Source organism: Clostridium thermosuccinogenes, from assembly GCF_002896855.1.
GTDB lineage: Bacteria > Bacillota > Clostridia > Acetivibrionales > DSM-5807 > Pseudoclostridium > Pseudoclostridium thermosuccinogenes.
Window position 1 is genome coordinate 1,429,901 of the sequence record NZ_CP021850.1, and the last position, 19,361, is coordinate 1,449,261.

Here is a 19,361-nt window from a genome sequence, read left to right on the forward strand (position 1 = left end):
AAAATTTTTGATAAAAGACTTACTTTGCTTCCATGTTACAGCCTATCTATTTCATCTGAAAGATTGAGAATCCGATTGAGAGAAAAATACATTACTATTTTCCACCTTTCATAGTTTTTTTGCGTTTTATGTTATGGCTAAATGAAGTATTATTATATCATCAAGATCAGAAAATTATATACAAAGAAGGAGAAAAAATGGCTGCTAAAAGAGATTTACGCAAAAACAACTTTTTTATGAATTTAGCAAAAAACAAAACATTGCTTTTCATGCTCATGCCTGCCGTAATATATTATTTTATATTTTCCTATATACCAATGATCGGATCAGTAGTGGCATTTAAGCGATATAATTATACCGATGGATTATTCGGAAGTCCATGGACAGGGTTTGATAATTTTAAATTTCTTTTCGCTAACGGAAAAATATTCAAAGTTGCGCTCAATACAATTGCTTATAATATAGCATTTATAATTGTCAATCAGATTTTACAGATAGCTTCTGCTATTTTTTTGTCTGAGATAAATTCAAAAAGCTTTAAAAAGGTTTCACAGTCGGTAATGTTTTTTCCGTATTTCATCTCATGGGTTATTGTTGGTGGATTTATGTATAATTTTTTTAATTATGATTTTGGGTCACTGAATACATTATTAAAATCCATTGGGTTCAAACCGGTAGATATATATAGCAATGCTGGTATATGGAAATATATTATTATAGCAATAAATGCATGGAAAAATGTGGGATACGGAACTGTTGTTTATCTGGCCTCAATAACAGGCATTGATAAAGAATTATATGAGTCTGCAGAAATTGATGGAGCCGGGAAATTTGCAAAGACATTCTTCATTACATTACCATTAATGGTACCTCAAATTGTAATCTTAATTCTACTGAGCATTGGTAATATTTTCAGAGGCGATTTTGACATGTTTTATCAGGTGACAGGAAATAATCCGCTGCTATATGATTCCACAGATGTAATTGATACCTTTGTGGTAAGATCGCTTCTCCAGATTCAGGACATAGGTATGTCTTCGGCTGCCGGTCTTGCCCAATCGATTGTATGTTTTGTAATATTGATAGTTGCCAATACTCTGGTAAGAAAATATCAGGAGAATTATGCCCTGTTTTGAGATAGCCTGCAAAAAATAAGCTGCCACATGGAGGAATTAACACATGTCAAGAATAAACAAAATGCAAAAGGACGAGATAGTTTTTAATACATTAGCTTATTCGTTTATAACTATTTTTTCGTTATGTTGCCTGATACCATTCTTGTTTATTATATCTGGTTCGTTTTCAAGTGAACGCTCTATTATTGAAAACGGCTTCAGCCTTATACCAGGTGAATTTTCGCTTCAAGCATATAAGACGGTTTTTGCAGTGCCGGAAAGTATTCTTAGAGCATATGGCGTAACGATATTTATTACAGTGACAGGTACGTTAGTGGGTCTTTTCCTGTCAGCAATGACTGCTTATGTGTTGCAGAGAAAAGAATTTAAGTACAGAAACGTATTTTCGTTTTACTTTTACTTTACCTCTTTGTTCAGTGGAGGATTGGTTCCCTGGTATATTTTGATGGTACGGTACCTGAATATGAAGAACAATATTCTAGCTTTAATACTGCCTTCACTTTTTAATATATTTTACATTATTATTATTCGTAGCTTTATTTACAGTTCAATTCCGGATTCAATTTCGGAGTCAGCCAAGATTGATGGTGCTGGAGATTTCAAGATTTTCATTAAACTGGTCCTTCCGTTATCAAAGCCGGTACTTGCTACTATAGGACTGTTCATAGCAATAGGGTATTGGAATAACTGGTTCAACGCAATGCTTTTCATTGATAAAAGTAACATGCTACCGTTGCAATATTATTTGTATAAGTTGCTTTCGCAAATTACCATGCTGAGAACTCTTATCAGTAAGGTGCCTCAGCTCAGCGTTTCTGTAACGCCTCCGGAAGAGTCGTTCAAAATGGCGATGACTGTGGTGACCATAGGACCTATAATATTCTTGTATCCTTTTTTGCAGAAATACTTTGTTAAGGGAATTATGATAGGCGCCGTGAAAGGATAAAAGGAAAATGACGCACTGCGTTGAGCAGTCGTGATATAAATTAAAATAAAGTTAAGGGGGATTTTTTATGAAGAAGAAGTTGGAAGTGATCAGTTTAATGCTTGTTTTGCTTCTGTCTTTTTCACTTATTATTACGGGCTGTGGTAAAAGTGATGAAAAGCCGGATACGAAAGGAACTGCAGACCAGACCGGTACAACTACGGAAACTTCAACTACAACTACTGAAGACATAACAGCAGAACATGTTAAACTCAAGATGTATTTCCTGGGAGAACCTCAGCCGGACAATGAAAAAGTATTTGCAGAAATAAGCAAAAAACTTACGGAAAAGATTAATGCAGAACTTGAGCCGGCCTATCTTTCATGGGGTGATTGGGATAAGAGATATTCATTGTTGTTTTCTTCAGGTGAAGACTTTGATATGATTTATACAGCAAACTGGGCGTTTTATTCTGAGACAGCTTCAAAAGGAGGCTTTTACGAGCTTACTAAGGAGATGCTTGAAACCTACTGCCCACTGACAATGCAAAACCTTCCTAGTGCTGCATGGTCCGGAACTCAAATAAAAGGGAAAAATTACATGATTCCCAATAATAACTACTTTGCCAATCACTATGGCGTCATAATAAGAGGGGATCTGCGTGAAAAGTATGGGCTCCCTGAGATTAAAACAATTGAAGACGTTGAAAAATTCATGGATGAAGTGTTAAAGAACGAAAAGGGAATGATTCCTCTTAATGTTTCCAGGGATAATTGCGAGATGCTGATGCGTGCAATGGTAATGTATCCTAATGAACGTTACTATATCGCCGGAGGAACTACAGGAACTCTAACATATGACATTACTGATCCTAAGGTGTTTGATCTTAAGCCCTATTATGAAATGACTGGTTATGTAGATTTTCTGAAGCGGATGCATGAATGGAATAAAAAAGGCTATCTTTCAAAAAGCGATCTGACTACTGCCAACACAGAAAGATTCGAGGCAGGCAAAAGTGCAGTTAGGTTTGATAATATAGGAGCTGCTAATACTCTCTGGCAGATGGCAAAAAAAGACCATCCTGACTGGAAAATTGAATATGTAAACCTTCTGGAAGGAAAGAAACTTGGTTCTGCAGGATTTACAGGCAACGGTTGTGCTTTTAACGCAAGAACCAAGAATATAGAAAGAGCTTTAATGGCCGCTGATTTATTGAATTATGATCCCGACATCAATTTCTTAATCAACTATGGTATTCCAGGAGTACATCATAAAATAGCAGGAACCACTAAAGTTGGAGAACGTGAGTTCCTTAAGGTTGAAGCGATTGATGCCAATGGTTTTGGAGGTATCAGTAATTGGTGCTTTGCAAATGCTCCGGTGCTCCCGACTGAATCCTTCCCTGGGTATGCTGAGCTTACTGCAAGTTATTTCTATGATCAAATTTCATACCATCCACTTGATGGTTTCCCATTTGTGACAGATGCGGTAAATACTGAAATTGCAAATACTACACCAATTATTCAAGAGTACATACCTATAATGTACATGGGCTTTAATGATGATCCTGAAAAGACTCTGAATGAGTTTATAGAAAAGATCAAAGCAGCAGGCATAGACAAAATTAATGAAGAGATCACAAATCAGGCTAAAGTCATATTTGATGCAGCACAATAACTTAGTACTTCCAACAACAGCCACATTATAGTGATGTGGCTGTTGCTGTTGTGTACCATGATAATGCGTAATTTTAAATAAAAATTTTATTCTATTTCGTGCCTTGAGTACAACGAAAGGAGTGTGATGCTAATATGTCAAAAAGTATAAAAACATGGGCGGTCTTATTGACAGCCGCATTGGTATTCCAGGTGTTTTCATTTTTAGTTCCACAACAGGCAAAAGCAGAAGGGAACATCTACTATGTTGCAACAACAGGTAATGACAATAATTCAGGATCAAAAGACGAGCCTTTTCTTACCATACAGAAGGCAATGGATGTGGCATCTCCAGGAGACACTGTATACATAAGGGGAGGTACATATTATATTACCTCACCGATTACCATTACTAAGTCAGGAGAAGCTGGTAAACCTATCACGCTTGCTGCATATCCTGGTGAGACTCCTGTGATCGACGGACAGAATAAATATCCTGATTTCAATTTTGCAACATATACTTATAACGGACAAACTTATGAACATTCCTGGGAACCGTTGATAAAGATCCTGGCAAGCCATATAGTAGTTGATGGACTTGAAATAACGAGGTCATATGGTAAAGGTATCGAAGCAGGTAATGTTACAGGTGAAATAAGATACTCGGATATTACTGTAAAGAACTGTAAAATACATCATAACTGGGCTACCGCGCTGGAATTTGAGCACCTTGACAACTCCCTGGCTGATAACAATGAAATATGGCAGAATAACATATTTGCACCCTTCGACAGAAGGCCGGAAGATGTAAGATGGCCGGTTATTTTATTGATCGCAACCTGCAGCCATACTACTGTCCAGAATAACAAGATTTATAACAACTGGGGTGAAGCAATAGGCATTTGGTCAAACTTCAGAACGCCTTCACAGATATCGAAATATATAACCGTACAGGATAATGAGGTTTTTGACAACTATGCCGTTGAAATATATATAGATCATGGTGCGTATGTCACAGTACAGAGAAACTTGGTATATAAAACCGGCGATACAACCTTTTACAGGGATGGTGCGCCTTGTGCCGGAATTCTGATATCCGATGAGCTTTATGGAGACGGTACACCCCCTGTAGGTCATCACAGAAAAATTATAAATAACTTTGCAAAAGGCAACCTTTCCAACATAGCATACTGGTATCAGGGAGTTGAAGGATCAGCTTTAAATAACGACTTAATTGCTCACAACACATTGGTTGATGCATATAATGACGGCATATACATTGCTGCAGCTGATCATATAAATACAAGAATTGAAAACAACATCATAAAGCAAAGCAGCGGCAATTTAGTGAGGACCGAACAGGATCCGGAACTGCATTTTTCTCATAACTGTTGGTCCGGAAGTGTTTCAGGAATTGCATCCAGTGCTAATGATGTTATAGGTGATCCTAAATTAACAGGTGGAGCCTTAGGAGAAAACTATTTCAAACTTAAGAGCGATTCTCCATGTATTGGTGCTGGGAAAGAAATTACCTCGGATGTGCCGTATGACTACTTCAATAATTTAAGGTCAGATCCGGACATTGGGGCTCACGAATATAATGGTTCATCACCAACACCTACTCCAGTAATGCTATTTAGTGATGATTTCGAGGACGGATATGCTAATGGCTGGACAACAAATTATGGTACATTTTCAGTTGTAAATGACGGAAGCAATAAAGCGTATTATTCCAGTGAATCTGTTGGAGGAGCAAATTCATATGCCGGCGAGAGTACGTGGGATGATTATACAGTTGAGGCAAAGATAAAAGTCGACAGCTGGGAGGGCACCAACTCAAGAGCTGGTATAGTAGCAAGGCGCCAGAATTCCAGTAATTATTATCATATGTTTTATAGCAAAAGTGATTCTAAAATAAGCATATATAAATTGCAGGGTGCAAATCATACACTACTGGCATCTTCAAATGTGATTCCAGCACCGTCCACAGGTGTTTATCATACATACAAATTCGAGGTCAGCGGTAACATACTAAAAGCATATCTGGATGGCCAGCTGATGGCTACGGCAACAGACGACACATTCACTACTGGAAACATAGCTTGCTATACACACTTTCAGAAAGCATTCTTCGATGACATAAAAGTTGAAGGACAGGGGGTATCCCCTGAACCAGATTACCTGTTCAAGGAAGCGGAAAGCTACGATTCAAAATTAGGAGACTTGATTGCGCTTAACAGTACGACTGTAGGGGCAAGCGGAGATGCATATGTAGGATGGACACAAAACAATGATTATCTGGTATTCAGCAATATTGATCTTTCGAAAATAGACTCGGTTGAAACAAGAACAGCAACAATATATGACGATTCAACCATTGAATTCAGAGCGGGAAGCCCCACAGGAACACTCCTTGGGATCATAAACGTACCCAATACAGGCAGCTGGGCGGCTGTGGACAAGTGGGCAACTGCTTCTGCAGAGTTTTCTGACGCATCAGGGATTCAGGACATTTATGTAGTATTCAAACGCAGCGGAAGTGGAGTGGCCGACATTGACTGGATAAAATTCTATCTAAATTCTGATACGCCAGTATCAGGCAATCTGTTAGCCAATCCGGGATTTGAATCCGGCAGCGAAGACTGGGATCTTTGGGAAAACGCTTCTATCGTTACCAATAATGCATACAGTGGTTCAAGATGTGTAAGAATTGGCACGGGGATAGGCGGGTTTTCACATAGTACGATAACTTCAGGAGTTTATGAAAATACAAATTATTACATTGAAGCATGGGGAAAAGCAGATAGCGGGAACAACATTTATGTGTATGTTGATTGTAGGAACTCAAGCGGTACTACTATTCAAAGCTTTACGATGCCGATTTTCAATTCGACTTCCTATGTGAAAAATTCTTTACAGTTTACAACACCTGCCGGCACGACGCAAATTGCTGTGTGGACATGGAAAAATGGCACATCGGGTTATGTTTATATGGATGATTTTCTTTTGAGGCAGGATTGATAAGATACATGCAATAGTAGTAAAGGTATTGTTTACATTGCCTGCGGAAAAGACGCTTATAATATACCTTAACCATGATGGCATCTTTCTGCTGACTTATTCAAGTACAAAAAGTATTTTATATTTCGCGTATAATAGAGTTTCTGATTAGTACTCAACTTGGTAAATATTTATGCAGCAACAGCCACATTGTAGTTATATGGCTGTTGCTCCTTTTTATAAAGAGGGTTTTGAAACGTTAACGCTATAAATTAAAGTTCGTATAGATTGAGTGAATGCAATTGGCAAATGCATTTTACTTCAAGCATGTCTGAATAGGAAACTCCGTTTAATTTTCCACCTTTTATAGTTTATTCATCTTACTTACATAGTTGAAATGAAATATTATTTAATTGAAAGGTATACGTATCAAAAACGAAACGAGAAAAATCAGATCATTCAGTGGTGAAAAGTGCATAAAACAGCAAAATAAAAAATTACATTGGTTGTGATGTGATGCCAATGTATTGCTGCAGCATAGAATCTGATAAACTTTTTGAAAAGTTTGTACCAAAGGTGGAAGTATGAAATAAACAATTGGGAATGCAAGTGACTAATGAATGTATTTATTTAATGGTAGGAGGATTAGAGGTGCTGAAATGTGAAAAGACGATTGGGGAGCCTGTAAAGTTACATCCTGAGAACAAGCGGTATTTCTATTATAACGGTAAGCCGATGGTGCTGATCACATCCGGTGAAGATTATGGTTCAATATTGAACCTTGATTTCAATTATTCCATTTATCTTGACGAACTTAAAAGTCATAGATTAAACCATGCCAGGGTATTTTCAGGTGTTTACAGGGAAATACCGGGTGTTTCTTTCAATGTGGAGGGAAATGCTATCGCACCTCTGAAAGGACGATACATCTGCCCCTGGGCTCGCAGCAGCAAACCTGGCGCGGATGACGGAGGAAATCTGTATGATCTGGATGTCTGGAATGAAGAGTATTTTAAGCGTCTAAAGGATTTTATGCGACAGGCCCAGGACAAAGGAATTATAGTTGAATTTGTCCTGTTTTGCACTTTCTATTTTAATTACTTTGGTAATGACCTATGGCAGATATGTCCATTGAATAATCGCAATAACATAAACGGAACTGAGGAAGTAGAAGCGCATGAAGTATATAAACTCCGAAATAAAAGGCTGATGGAATATCAAGAAAAGATGGTTTCAAAGCTTGTACATGAGTTGAATGAATTTGATAATCTGTTCTATGAAGTTCTGAATGAGCCATGGAACGATAATATTGACATGGAATGGCAGCAGCATATTGTAAAACTGATTGTTTCTGAAGAAGCAATGCTTCCGAAGAAACATTTAATATCAATGGATGTAGCCTGCGGATTTGAGAAAATCAAGGAACCATATGAAAATGTATCAATATATAATTTTCATTATGCTTCTTCGTCGACGGCTATTGAAAACCAGCATTTGAACAAGGTCATAGGTTATAATGAGACCGGTTTTTGCGGACAGGATGATTATATCTACCGCACTCAAGCCTGGGAGTTTATGCTTTCAGGAGGAGCTCTTTTCAATAACATTGATTATTCCTTTTCCCCCGGTTTCGAGGACGGAACTTTTAAGTATGGACCTAATCAGCCTGGAGGCGGAAGCAAGCAATTAAGAAAACAATTGGGAATATTGAAGACTTTTCTTGATTCTCTTGATTTTATTCATATGACACCTGATAACTCACCGGTAATAAAGCTTTATGCAAACTGTCCATCATTGTATATGATGCATGACGATGGTAATCAATATGCAGGGTATATAAGAGCTTATGGTATCATCTCCATATCTCTTGATGTTCCAGCAGGAATTTATACAGTAGAATGGATAGACCCTGTGTCCGGAAGTATATTGAAGTCTGAAGAAAGATTTAGTGACGATGGTGTATTGAACTTGGAAGCTCCAAATGGCATGTATAATGAACTGGCTTTTAAAGTCTTAAGAAAGCAGCAGAAGGAGGCACTATGATGGATAGGAAGTTAACCATATAAAAGAAGAAGGTGTGTGTGAAAAGAATTACCATATCATAAACCAAAGATTACTTTGAGGTAGATGGGAGGCCTTTTTTTATCAGGCAGACACTGTCTGGGCTGCTTTATATAATGCTCCCATGGAAGATTGGCAGGAATATCTCGACTATAGAAAAATGTAAGGGTTCAATGCCTTGCAGATGATAATAATACCGATAACCAATGATCAAAGTGAATCGAATCTGAATATCAAGCCGTTTTTGGTGAATATGGAGAAAGTCGTTATATATGTACCGTTCAACATTGATGCAAAAGTGGATTTTGATGCAGGCCTGTATTACTGGACGATGTTCCGCCTGGAAAAAAGCTGGTGGGTAAACCTGAAACAAGTTATAAAGATGGAATTTCAATGATAAATATGCATGAGTTTAATGCTGAAGATATGTTGATGATAGGATTAAGGAAAAAATCATAGCAACTTGGTAATTAGCAATGAGGATAATCTTTTTTGTGGACTTACCTTTTGCAAAAAGAGTCATTAAAACAAACTTCTATAATTTTCAGAATGTTGGTGGTTATTTTGAAAAGCGCTTCTTTTAGGGATGCTTTGGGAAAAGCATTGGTTGAGATGGGAAAAGCATACCAGTCTATGGTGGTTATAACCCCTGATCTTGCTAAAGCAGTACGTATTACGGAATACAAGAAATTATATCCGGAAAGATTTATTTCGGTGGGAATCAGTGAAGCAGACTGCATATCAGTAGCAGCAGGGCTTGCAACTGTAGGTCTAATCCCTGTTGTTACAGGTTTTGCCATGTTTGTTGCAGAAAAGCCTTTTGAGCAAATACGCAATTCCATTTCCTATCCCTGTCTGAATGTAAAAATATTTGCAACCCATGGAGGAATTAGTGTTGGGAGGGACGGTGCAACTCATCAGGCCATTGAGGATATTGCCATTATGAGGACTTTGCCGAATTTCTCGGTAATAACAGCGGTGGATGCAACAGAAACCAAAGCTGCTATAAAAGCTGCTTTGAAGCATAAGGGTCCAGTATACCTGCGACTTGGAAGGGATCAGGCAGAAACTATTTATAACCAAGAAAAGGAATTTGTCATCGGGCAGTGTGATGTCTTAAAACAGGGGAAAGATGCGACGATTATTGCCTGCGGGCTCATGGTCGCTGAGGCTTTAAAGGCGGAATCTGCACTGCGTGAGGAAAGGATAAATGTCCGGGTTATAAATATGCACAGCATAAAACCACTGGACGAAGAGGCTGTAATGAAGGCTGCATTAGAAACCGGTGCTATTGTAACAGCCGAAGACCACACACGGATCGGCGGACTGGGAGGAGCTGTAGCAGAAATGCTGGTTAGAAACTGTCCTGTACCAATGGAGCAGGTTGCAGTAGAGGATTGCTTTGCAGAATCAGGCTCACAGGATGAGCTTTATCAAAAATACGGGTTAACTGCTGACAGGATTGTTGAAGCAGTTAAAAAAGTAATGGCAAGAAAAAATGTTTAGCAAATATGTATGTAGAATCAGACAAGAATACGAAAGGAAGTTTTGCTATGGAGTATAGTGATAAGGACATAGAACAGCTGCAGCTAAAGTGTAAAGAAATAAGACGGGATATATTAAATATGATATACAACGTTCAATCAGGTCATGGCGGTGGATCGTTATCAATTGTGGAAATATTGGTGGCACTTTATCATAAAAAACTTAAGGTGAATCCTAAGATTCCACAGTGGGAAGATAGGGATCGTTTTATTTTGTCCAAAGGCCACTGTACTCCTGCATATTATGCAGTTCTTGCAGACATGGGCTATTTTCCTCATGAAGATCTTATGACTTCCTATAGAGTAATCAATGGCAGACTGCAGGGACATCCTGATATGAAGAAAACACTGGGAGTTGACATGTCAACAGGTTCCCTGGGTATCGGACTTTCGGCAGGCTGTGGTATGGCTTTAGGGGCGAAGATAAAGAAAAAGGACTTCAGGGTATATGTTCTGATAGGAGACGGTGAGACAAATGAGGGCCAGATTTGGGAAGCAGCAAAGACGGCAGCGCATTATAAGCTTGAAAATCTCACTGCTATAGTTGACGTTAATGAATATCAGAATGACGGTGCAACAAAGGAAGAAATGGATATGTCACCTTTGGGTGCAAAATGGGAGGCTTTTGGATGGAAAGTGCTGGAAGTAGACGGCCATGATCTAAGGCAAATTTTAGCAGCCTTTGATAAGGCGCAGGAATGCAGGTCAGGACCTAGTGTGATTATTTGCCATACGGTCAAATGCAAAGGTGTCTCATTTATGGAGCAAGACAAGGTGAAATACCATGGAGCACCGTTAAATTACGAGCAATTGCAGCAGGCATTATCAGAGATTGGATGATGGAAGCATGGAGGGAATTATGCAGCATCAATATTTAATAGGAATTGATATCGGAACATCAGGATGCAAATCGGTTATTGTTAACGAATTAGGCAAAATAATTTCAGAAGCTTATTATGAATATGGCATGTCCACTTCTGAGCCGGGATGGTGTGAACAGGACCCTGAGGATTGGTGGCGGGCAGTTAAGATCACTGTTGGTCGACTTTTGAAAGATTTTCCTTCTGTTCAAAGTATAAAAGGTATAGGCTTATGCGGACAGATGCACGGTATGGTATTACTGGACAGTAAAGGGGATGTAATAAGACCATGCATATTGTGGTGTGATCAGAGAAATGAAAAACAATGCCAGGATATTCAGGAACGTGTCGGTGGAGTAGCTGGACTTCTGAAACTCACAAGCAATAAAATGCTAACTGGGTATACCGGTGGTAAGATTTTATGGACGATGGAGAATGAACCAGCAAACTTTGAGAAAACCAGAATCATATTGAACCCGAAAGACTACATTAGATTCCGGCTTACCGGAGAATATGCCACTGAAGTATCCGATGCGTCGGGAACAGGTTTGTTTGATGTAAAAAACAGGAAGTGGTCAGATGAGCTCTTATCAATTCTGGGAATTTCAAAGGAATTACTGCCTTCATGCTATGAATCAATTGAAATAAGTGGTAGATTGTCTAACAACGCTGCAGAGGAATTAAAACTGCCTTATGGTCTGCCGGTTGTAGGAGGTGGAGGGGATGCAATTGTCCAATCCATAGGCTCAGGTTTGGTGAAAAGCGGTGTGATGGGAGCTACCATTGGTACAGGAGGACAGGTCACTGCAAATTTGGACAGCTGTTGTAACAACCCTGAGGGTAAGCTTCAGATATTTTGCAATGTAATTCCCGGAAAGTGGCATGCTATGGGTGTTATGCTCACTGCCGGCGGTGCCTTTAAATGGTTGAAGAATTTGCTTTATGAAGACATGAAAGAGATCGACAGTAGAACAGGAAATGTTTTTGAAATGATGGACAAAAAAGCAGAAAATGTCCCGGTTGGTTCAGAAAGACTCTTTTTTTTGCCGTACCTTAACGGGGAACGATGTCCGCATAATGATCCATATGCGCGGGGGGCTTTTGTGGGATTGAATCTAAGACACAAAAAACCTCATCTTATAAGAAGTGTGCTGGAAGGGGTAGCCTTTGGGCTTAGAGATCTGTCTGAAGTGATAATGGAACTGGGAATAACTCCTAAAAGAATATATGCATCTGGTGGAGGAGCAAACAGCAATTTATGGCGGCAGATAATTGCTGAAATCTTAAACATGGATGTATACACTATGAATACTGCGGCTTTTGGTGGTGCTTACGGGGCTGCTTTGCTCGCTGGCGTAGGAACTAATACCTGGGCTTCAGTTGAAGAAGCAGCAATGGTAATGAAAGTGAAAACGAAAAACCATCCTGAAAACGAAAACACTGTTAAATATAATTCATTATTCCCGATTTACAAGCAGTTGTACGGGTCTCTTAAAGAAGATTTCAGAAAAATATCCAAAATAGCAGAGGTGTAATATAAAAAAATTAAAAAACACCATAAAAACTTGCTGTTTGCTTTCATAGCTATAGACTTGGAGGTAAAAGGATTATGAACTGTATAAAAATACAAAGCAAAACTGAAAATGTAATTCCTGCTTTCCCACTAAAAATTAGTGAAAACAGGCGTTATTTGGTTGATCAAAATAATAAGCCTTTCTTTTATCATGGGGATACTTGCTGGAAGCTCTTCTGGGAATTTACTGAAGAAGAAGCGGAGTTGTATCTTGAGGACAGGAAGCAGAAAGGCTTTACTGTGATTCAAGTGCAATTGCTACCCCACCGGAATTATCAGGCAAACAGGGAAGGCAATACTCCATTTATGGTACGGGGAGATCTTACAACTCCAAACCCTGCATATTTTGCTCATGTAGATAAGGTGATAAAAATTGCCATGGAAAAAGGTCTTGGCTTGCTTATTGCACCTGTTTGGGCAAGCAAGTGGGAGCAGGACTGGTATAAGCACCTTAACACAGATAATGCAGAAATCTTCTCCCGTTATCTGGCAAACCGCTATAAGGACTTCAAGAGTATTATCGGGTGGATACATGGCGGTGACGATGATGCGCTGGAATTGCACAATTGCATCCGTATCTTCGGCAGAATATTTAAAGAAGTTGCTCCATGGCAAATCAACACTTTTCATGCGAATCAAAAAGGCGGATGGGAATTTTTCAATAATGACACATGGTATGACATGAACATGGCGTATTCCTATAATTACAGCAATATGGTTGAACAGATGACGAAAGCCTATCATCTAAATCCAGTCAGACCTGTAATTCTGGGAGAGACCCATTATGAGTATAATACAGGTATTTCCAGCTCTCTTCTTCGTAAATTTGCCTATACCAGTGTAATACTGGGAGGAGCAGGACAAACTTATGGAAATAAGGATATCTGGATTGCGACATGCTTCTGGCGAGTAGCAATGGATGCACCTGCAGCACACCATATGAGTCATTTAAAAGAGCTGTTTACATCAGTGAAATGGTATCAGATGATTCCGGACACCACCCATGTTCTGGTTACCAAAGGATACGGCTCTGGTGAGGAATTCGCTCCTGCATGCTATTCAGAGGATGGCAGTTTAGCAATTGTTTACATTCCAACGGCATGTACACTTACGATAGATACTGATAAATTTTCAGGTGAAACAGAAGCGTATTGGTTCGATCCAACCAGTGGAATGTATATTGACATCGGAAATGTCACTATACAAGGGGAGAAAAAGTTCAAAACACCTGGTAAAAATTCTGATGGGGATGAGGACTGGGTTTTGTTATTTAAGGGAAATTGCAGTATATAAGAGGAGTTTAGCATTTACGCGAGCGGGGGTGATTATGTATGAAGCATATTGTCATTGGGTGTGATAATGCAGCCTTTGATTTGAAAATGCAAATCACTAAAATGCTGAAGCAGGATGGAGTGGAGTATGAGGATGTAGGTGTGTATTCTGTTTCCGATGAAAAAATGTATCCGTTGATTGCAAAAGAAGTAGCGGAAAGAATAATCGAAAGCGGATATAAGAAAGAAGGTATCCTGCTGTGCGGTACAGGTATAGGTATGGCCATCACTGCCAACAAGTATCGGGGAATTTATGCAGCGGTTTGTCATGATATATATTCTGCAGAAAGGGCACGTTTGAGCAATAACACTAATGTTATTACGATGGGAGCAAGAGTGATTGGCTGTGAACTGGCAAAAAAAATTGTGAAGGAATGGCTTAAATTGGAGTTCAAGCCTGGCAGTTCATCTCCTAAAATTGAAAAGATTTATGAGATTGAAAAAAGTAATTTTATGGATAAATAATATAAATCTAATTTGATAAGAGGTAAGCCATATGTATTATATTGAAAACTGGGATAAAATTCAAAAGCGTTTTGAGGAATTTTGGGCCAGGGAGAATCATGACAGGCCGATTATTAGTATTAAAGCACCAAAAAACAGACAAACTGCCGGCAAGCTTCCTTCTTTTGCAACTTTAAAGGAACGGTGGCTGGATACGGAGTATATGCTGCAGGAAGCTAATCTACAGTTTCAAAACACATTTTATGCAGGAGAAGCTTTTGCAGCCTTAAATCCCAACCTCGGGCCGGATCTGTTTGCTGCTTGCTACGGCACGGAATTGGAATTCGGAGAGGATACCAGCTGGGCAATCCACAGCATGACCGACAGCGAAGTTGAGGAATACAAAGGTCTTGTAATCGAGAAGCAGGGATTTTACTATCAAAAAATACTCGAAATGACTCGTGCAGCGGTGGAGGATGGAAAAGACAAGTATGTTGTGGGAGTTACCGACTTACATCCTGCTGCAGATGCGCTGGTTTCACTTAGGGGGCCGGAGACTTTATGTATTGATACAATCGATAATCCTCAATTTGTCCGTAAGGCCACTTTAGATCTGTTTGAAGGCTTTAAGCAGATTTTCACCGATTTGTGTGATATTACTACAAAGTATCAAAAGGGGACCACTAATTGGATGGGTATCTGGCATCCCAAAAGGTGGTATGTGACAAGCTGTGATTTTTGCTGCATGATTTCTACAGATATGTTTGAAGATCTGTTTATGGAAGAACTGGAAAAGGAACTAGATTTCCTGGATGCCAGTATATTCCATCTGGATGGGCCCGGTGCACTGAGGCATCTTGACAGGCTTCTGCAGATTGAAAAATTGAAAGGTATACAGTGGGTTTACGGGGCAGGACAGCCGACTGCATCTCACTGGCTGGAGGTTTTAAAGAAGATACAAAATGCAGGTAAGCTGATACAGGTGGCAGTAGAGCCTCAAGAGTTGGATGTTATGCTTGAGAACCTTGCTCCCGAGGGAGTGATGTATGTGATTAATGCTGACTCAGAGGATCAGGCAAAAGAACTGATGAAAAAGGCCGAGCAATATAAAAGGAAAGTTTTTTAATCGACGTGAGAAAAGCAGGCATTGTTTTGTATCAATAAAACCTAAAATCCCTTGATAGATAGCATTTAATATGGAACAAGCGTAATTTTAATTGACGCTACCATAAAGGCGCAGTGTAAAGTAACTTATGAAAATCACCCCAAAACACTATCAAGATAAAAATGAACCTTGAAAAAGTTAGGAGGCCTATTTATGAAAAATAGAATAAAACTCGGATATGCTCCGACAAGACGCTTTATATTCAGCAAGGAGGATGCATACAAATATAAGGAATTAACACTTAAGAAAATTAAAAGCTTTACAGATGCTGAAATTGTTGATATCGAAGGAATAAACAAGGAAGGTTTGCTTTTTGACGATAATGATGATATTAAAAGAGTAATTAAGAAATTCAAGGACGAGGAAGTGGATGCTGTGTTCTTCCCCCACTGCAATTTTGGCACAGAGGATTCTGTAGCCAGGGTGGCAAAAGCGGTTGGAAAGCCTGTGCTTATATGGGGTCCACGGGACGAGGCTCCTCTTCCAGATGGAAACCGTCTTCGTGACACACAATGTGGGCTGTTTGCCACAGGCAAGGTATTAAGAAGGCATAATGTTCCTTTTACATACATTGTTAACAGTACGTTGGAAGATCCGGTATTTGAAAGGGGATATATAAATTTTATCTCAGCTGCTAGTGTTGTAAAAGCTATGAGCAATTTACGCATACTTCAAATATCAACAAGACCAGCCAGCTTTTTAACAATGATGTATGATGAAGGAATGTTGCTGGAGAAGTTCGGCATAAGCGTAATTCCCACAACTTTGCAGGATATTAAGGCTACATTGGAGAAAATTGAAACGGAAAATGGGTCTGAATTCAGAGAGACCATAGAACTGATTAATTCCAAATTGGACTGCAGTGAAGCTACTGCTTCTGCTATTAGCAAAGTGGCAGCACTGAAGGTAGCCATAAAGAAGCTTGTCACCGAAAATGGATGCACCGCTGCAGCGATACAATGCTGGACGGCTTTACAGGATAGCATAGGCATTGTGCCTTGTCTTTGCAATGCGCTTCTTACAGACGAAGGAATTCCTGTTACCTGTGAGACGGATATACATGGAGCAATAACGGCAGTCATGGCACAGGCTGCAGCAATGGGAAAGGCAGCCCCTTTCTTTGCTGATCTGACAGTGAGACACCCTGAAAACGATAATGGAGAATTGCTGTTTCATTGTGGAAATTTCCCTGTTTCATTAGTCGCCAACGGATGTACACCGAAATTCGGAACACAGTTTGCATTAGATTCCCATGCTCCGGGTACGGTTGAAAATGAAATCAGAGGCGGAGATATATCTGTTGTAAGGTTTGATGGAGACCATGGCGAATATTCATTGTTTTTGGGTAAGGCAAAGGGGATCAAAGGACCTTTCACCCGGGGAACCTACTTGTGGGTTGAAGTTAATGACTGGCCGCTCTGGGAGGAAAAACTGGTAAAGGGACCCTATGTTCATCATTGTACGGGAATTCATCATGATGTTATACCTGCATTATATGAGGCCTGCAATTATATCCCTGGTCTGAAAGCCGATCCTGTGGATCCCACTGAAGAACAGATTAAAGCATGGCTCAGAGGCGGGGATTAGAATAGTTCGGAACAACAATCCATTATTCAATTAGATTGTAGTAAAGCTGATCGTCATAACAGAAAATGCAGTGAATTCGGTTTAAATTATTTAAGTTTGCCATTCGGCAAAGGGAGGTTAAAATGTCTGATATTCGACCACAATACATTAAAATTAAAGGAAACGGTAAATACGTAACAGGCAATACAGAAATAAGATGCAGCATACCAATTGTAAAAGAAATGTTTAAACAGGCTTCTGTAGGAGCTTGTTGCAGTAAAGCTGAATTTTCAAAGATTTCCTTTATGTCTGATATTCCAAAAAATATTGAAGAAGAAGTGACAAAAGAGTTTAACCTGTCTTTTGTTGACAATGAAGAGGCCTTTGTTATTGATATAGACGGAGATATAAATATTTATTCACGATCAGACAGAGGATTGTTCTATGGCTGCATAACACTGCTTCAGATGATGAAAGATCAATACCTGGACAGAATGCTGGCGTTTGATTATCCGTCATGCCCTGAAAGAGGTGTAAAAGTATATCTGCCATCGGAAAGAAATATTGAATATTTTAAGCAATTCGTTGATATGATCTGTTATTTCAAGTACAACACCATAATGATTGAAGTGGGGGGAGCAATGGAATATAAGAGGCACCCTGAAATCAACAGCGGTTGGATTGAGTACTGTAAAGAGATGTCCGAGTATTCGGGAAAAACCACAAAAATCCAGGATCATACTTATAAATGGTATAAAAATTCAATACATGTGGAAAACGGAGAGGGTAGCTTCTTAAGTCAATCCAGGGTGAGAGAATTGGTGGAGTACTGCCGGGAAAGAATGTTGGAAGTAATTCCTGAAGTGCCGTCATTAAGCCATTGCGATTATTTGCTGTTGAACCACCGGGAGATTGCAGAAAGGCAGAATGATCCTTATCCTGATACCTATTGTCCATCAAACCCGAAATCCTATGCACTTCTGTTCGATATACTGGATGAAGTTATTGAAGTATTCAAGCCTTCGGTAATTAATATAGGACACGATGAATATTATTCCATCGGTATTTGCGAAAATTGCAAGGATAGAAAGGCAGAGGACATTTTTGCGGAAGATATAAGAAAGATTCATGACTACCTCTCAAAGCGGGGAATAAGAACCATGATATGGGGCGATAAGCTTCTTAAAGATGTTTATGTCAAGGACGCAGGCCCTTTTGGTGGAGCTGAGATAAAAATGTATCATCCTGCCTGGCATATTAACGATGGTGAATATGTAGGAATGATCCCAGCTACATATAAAGCTATTGACTTAATTCCGGCAGACGTAAAGATCTTGCACTGGAACTGGGGCTTGGGAGAAAAACTGGAGGATCAATTCCTTGAGAGGGGAATGGAAATTACATATGGCAATTTTGAGGGATATGAATTTCCTGGTTGGAGCGAGCATATACAAAAAGGCATTAAGGGTGCAATAATATCCAATTGGAGTACACTCAATGAAATCATCCTTCAGAGAAATGGGATACTTTTCGGCATAGCATATGCTTATTTCATGTTCTGGAATGATAAGTACAACGATTCCATGTTCCAGGAAGTAAGAGACAGGGTTTTATCTGAGTTATTCAACTACAAGTATGGAAACATATTGGATTTGGATATGACAGAAGATAGAAAGGAACAGGTCGAGTTCATTGAGTTTCTGCATGCTACCGATTATAATGTAGCTTATAAATCATTTGTGGATGGAGTTTTTACTGAATCAGACATTTATACTATAGGACAATATGTAATTCGATATGATGATGGCACAAAGGCAGTTGTTCCTATCGTTTATGGGGAAAATATCAGTAGCAGGGATGTCTCATGGGATAGGAAGAGAAGCGAATTTGAACCGGTTTATAAGATTGACCGACACCTTGCTGAGGTTTCAATGACAACATTGCCAGTCAAAATGGGTGAAGACACCTATTATAGATTTATTTGCAGAAATCCCTATCCGAAAAAACGTATAGACACTATATCCATAGAATGTGATGAGAGCAAAAAATGTAATATTTATCTTAAAAGCATAAAGTATTTATGATTTTTATTTCAGGAAC

Annotated in this window: 14 protein-coding genes and 1 pseudogene; all 15 read left to right on the forward strand. The window is 39.2% G+C overall.

Annotation, left to right across the window (positions count from 1 at the left end):
- The first annotated feature begins 128 nt into the window (after nt 1–128).
- The 15 genes and pseudogenes from CDO33_RS06140 (at nt 129) to CDO33_RS06205 (ending at nt 19,345) form a co-directional block, all read left to right on the forward strand.
- The gene (locus CDO33_RS06140) at nt 129–1,136 is read left to right on the forward strand and encodes an ABC transporter permease (protein ID WP_242974845.1); all 1,008 of its coding nucleotides are present in this window, start codon (nt 129–131) and stop codon (nt 1,134–1,136) included.
- A 43-nt stretch (nt 1,137–1,179) separates the two neighbouring features.
- Nucleotides 1,180–2,082: a carbohydrate ABC transporter permease gene (locus tag CDO33_RS06145; protein ID WP_103080252.1), complete on the forward strand. Its 903-nt coding sequence runs from the start codon at nt 1,180–1,182 to the stop codon at nt 2,080–2,082.
- Between the two features lie 67 nt (nt 2,083–2,149).
- Nucleotides 2,150–3,739: a DUF3502 domain-containing protein gene (locus tag CDO33_RS06150; protein ID WP_103080253.1), complete on the forward strand. Its 1,590-nt coding sequence runs from the start codon at nt 2,150–2,152 to the stop codon at nt 3,737–3,739.
- A 134-nt stretch (nt 3,740–3,873) separates the two neighbouring features.
- The gene (locus tag CDO33_RS06155; protein ID WP_103080254.1) at nt 3,874–6,738 is read left to right on the forward strand and encodes a carbohydrate-binding protein; all 2,865 of its coding nucleotides are present in this window, start codon (nt 3,874–3,876) and stop codon (nt 6,736–6,738) included.
- Nucleotides 6,739–7,368: 630 nt separating this feature from the next.
- Nucleotides 7,369–8,760 carry a DUF6298 domain-containing protein gene (locus CDO33_RS06160; RefSeq protein ID WP_103080255.1) on the forward strand — a complete coding sequence of 464 codons (1,392 nt, stop codon included), beginning with the start codon at nt 7,369–7,371 and terminating at the stop codon, nt 8,758–8,760.
- Between the two features lie 100 nt (nt 8,761–8,860).
- A pseudogene (locus CDO33_RS21670) lies at nt 8,861–8,944 on the forward strand (hypothetical protein); the annotation flags it as partial.
- An 18-nt stretch (nt 8,945–8,962) separates the two neighbouring features.
- Nucleotides 8,963–9,175, forward strand: a complete 213-nt coding sequence (locus CDO33_RS06165) for a hypothetical protein (protein ID WP_161496689.1) — start codon at nt 8,963–8,965, stop codon at nt 9,173–9,175.
- A 152-nt stretch (nt 9,176–9,327) separates the two neighbouring features.
- Nucleotides 9,328–10,284: a transketolase family protein gene (locus tag CDO33_RS06170; protein WP_103080282.1), complete on the forward strand. Its 957-nt coding sequence runs from the start codon at nt 9,328–9,330 to the stop codon at nt 10,282–10,284.
- Between the two features lie 47 nt (nt 10,285–10,331).
- The gene (locus CDO33_RS06175; RefSeq protein WP_103080257.1) at nt 10,332–11,162 is read left to right on the forward strand and encodes a transketolase; all 831 of its coding nucleotides are present in this window, start codon (nt 10,332–10,334) and stop codon (nt 11,160–11,162) included.
- Between the two features lie 19 nt (nt 11,163–11,181).
- A complete protein-coding gene (gene xylB, locus CDO33_RS06180; protein ID WP_103080283.1) occupies nt 11,182–12,717 on the forward strand; it encodes a xylulokinase in 1,536 nt (511 codons plus the stop codon).
- 74 nt (nt 12,718–12,791) lie between these two features.
- Nucleotides 12,792–14,048 carry a glycoside hydrolase family 140 protein gene (locus CDO33_RS06185; protein WP_103080258.1) on the forward strand — a complete coding sequence of 419 codons (1,257 nt, stop codon included), beginning with the start codon at nt 12,792–12,794 and terminating at the stop codon, nt 14,046–14,048.
- Between the two features lie 38 nt (nt 14,049–14,086).
- Nucleotides 14,087–14,551, forward strand: a complete 465-nt coding sequence (rpiB, locus tag CDO33_RS06190; RefSeq protein WP_103080259.1) for a ribose 5-phosphate isomerase B — start codon at nt 14,087–14,089, stop codon at nt 14,549–14,551.
- A gap of 31 nt (nt 14,552–14,582) precedes the next feature.
- Nucleotides 14,583–15,656 carry a trimethylamine corrinoid protein 2 gene (locus CDO33_RS06195; RefSeq protein WP_103080260.1) on the forward strand — a complete coding sequence of 358 codons (1,074 nt, stop codon included), beginning with the start codon at nt 14,583–14,585 and terminating at the stop codon, nt 15,654–15,656.
- Nucleotides 15,657–15,848: 192 nt separating this feature from the next.
- Nucleotides 15,849–17,282, forward strand: coding sequence for an L-fucose/L-arabinose isomerase family protein (locus CDO33_RS06200; protein WP_103080261.1), 1,434 nt, complete (start codon nt 15,849–15,851; stop codon nt 17,280–17,282).
- A gap of 122 nt (nt 17,283–17,404) precedes the next feature.
- Nucleotides 17,405–19,345: a family 20 glycosylhydrolase gene (locus CDO33_RS06205; RefSeq protein ID WP_103080262.1), complete on the forward strand. Its 1,941-nt coding sequence runs from the start codon at nt 17,405–17,407 to the stop codon at nt 19,343–19,345.
- Nucleotides 19,346–19,361 lie beyond the last annotated feature (16 nt).

Coding starts and splice junctions, on each gene's coding strand:
- CDO33_RS06165 (WP_161496689.1), top strand. CDS start 8,963: ATGATAATAATACCGATAACCAATGATCAAAGTGAATCGAATCTGAAT.
- CDO33_RS06200 (WP_103080261.1), top strand. CDS start 15,849: ATGAAAAATAGAATAAAACTCGGATATGCTCCGACAAGACGCTTTATA.
- CDO33_RS06155 (WP_103080254.1), top strand. CDS start 3,874: ATGTCAAAAAGTATAAAAACATGGGCGGTCTTATTGACAGCCGCATTG.
- CDO33_RS06175 (WP_103080257.1), top strand. CDS start 10,332: ATGGAGTATAGTGATAAGGACATAGAACAGCTGCAGCTAAAGTGTAAA.
- rpiB (WP_103080259.1), top strand. CDS start 14,087: ATGAAGCATATTGTCATTGGGTGTGATAATGCAGCCTTTGATTTGAAA.
- CDO33_RS06170 (WP_103080282.1), top strand. CDS start 9,328: ATGTTGGTGGTTATTTTGAAAAGCGCTTCTTTTAGGGATGCTTTGGGA.
- CDO33_RS06145 (WP_103080252.1), top strand. CDS start 1,180: ATGTCAAGAATAAACAAAATGCAAAAGGACGAGATAGTTTTTAATACA.
- xylB (WP_103080283.1), top strand. CDS start 11,182: ATGCAGCATCAATATTTAATAGGAATTGATATCGGAACATCAGGATGC.
- CDO33_RS06195 (WP_103080260.1), top strand. CDS start 14,583: ATGTATTATATTGAAAACTGGGATAAAATTCAAAAGCGTTTTGAGGAA.
- CDO33_RS06205 (WP_103080262.1), top strand. CDS start 17,405: ATGTCTGATATTCGACCACAATACATTAAAATTAAAGGAAACGGTAAA.
- CDO33_RS06185 (WP_103080258.1), top strand. CDS start 12,792: ATGAACTGTATAAAAATACAAAGCAAAACTGAAAATGTAATTCCTGCT.
- CDO33_RS06140 (WP_242974845.1), top strand. CDS start 129: ATGTTATGGCTAAATGAAGTATTATTATATCATCAAGATCAGAAAATT.
- CDO33_RS06150 (WP_103080253.1), top strand. CDS start 2,150: ATGAAGAAGAAGTTGGAAGTGATCAGTTTAATGCTTGTTTTGCTTCTG.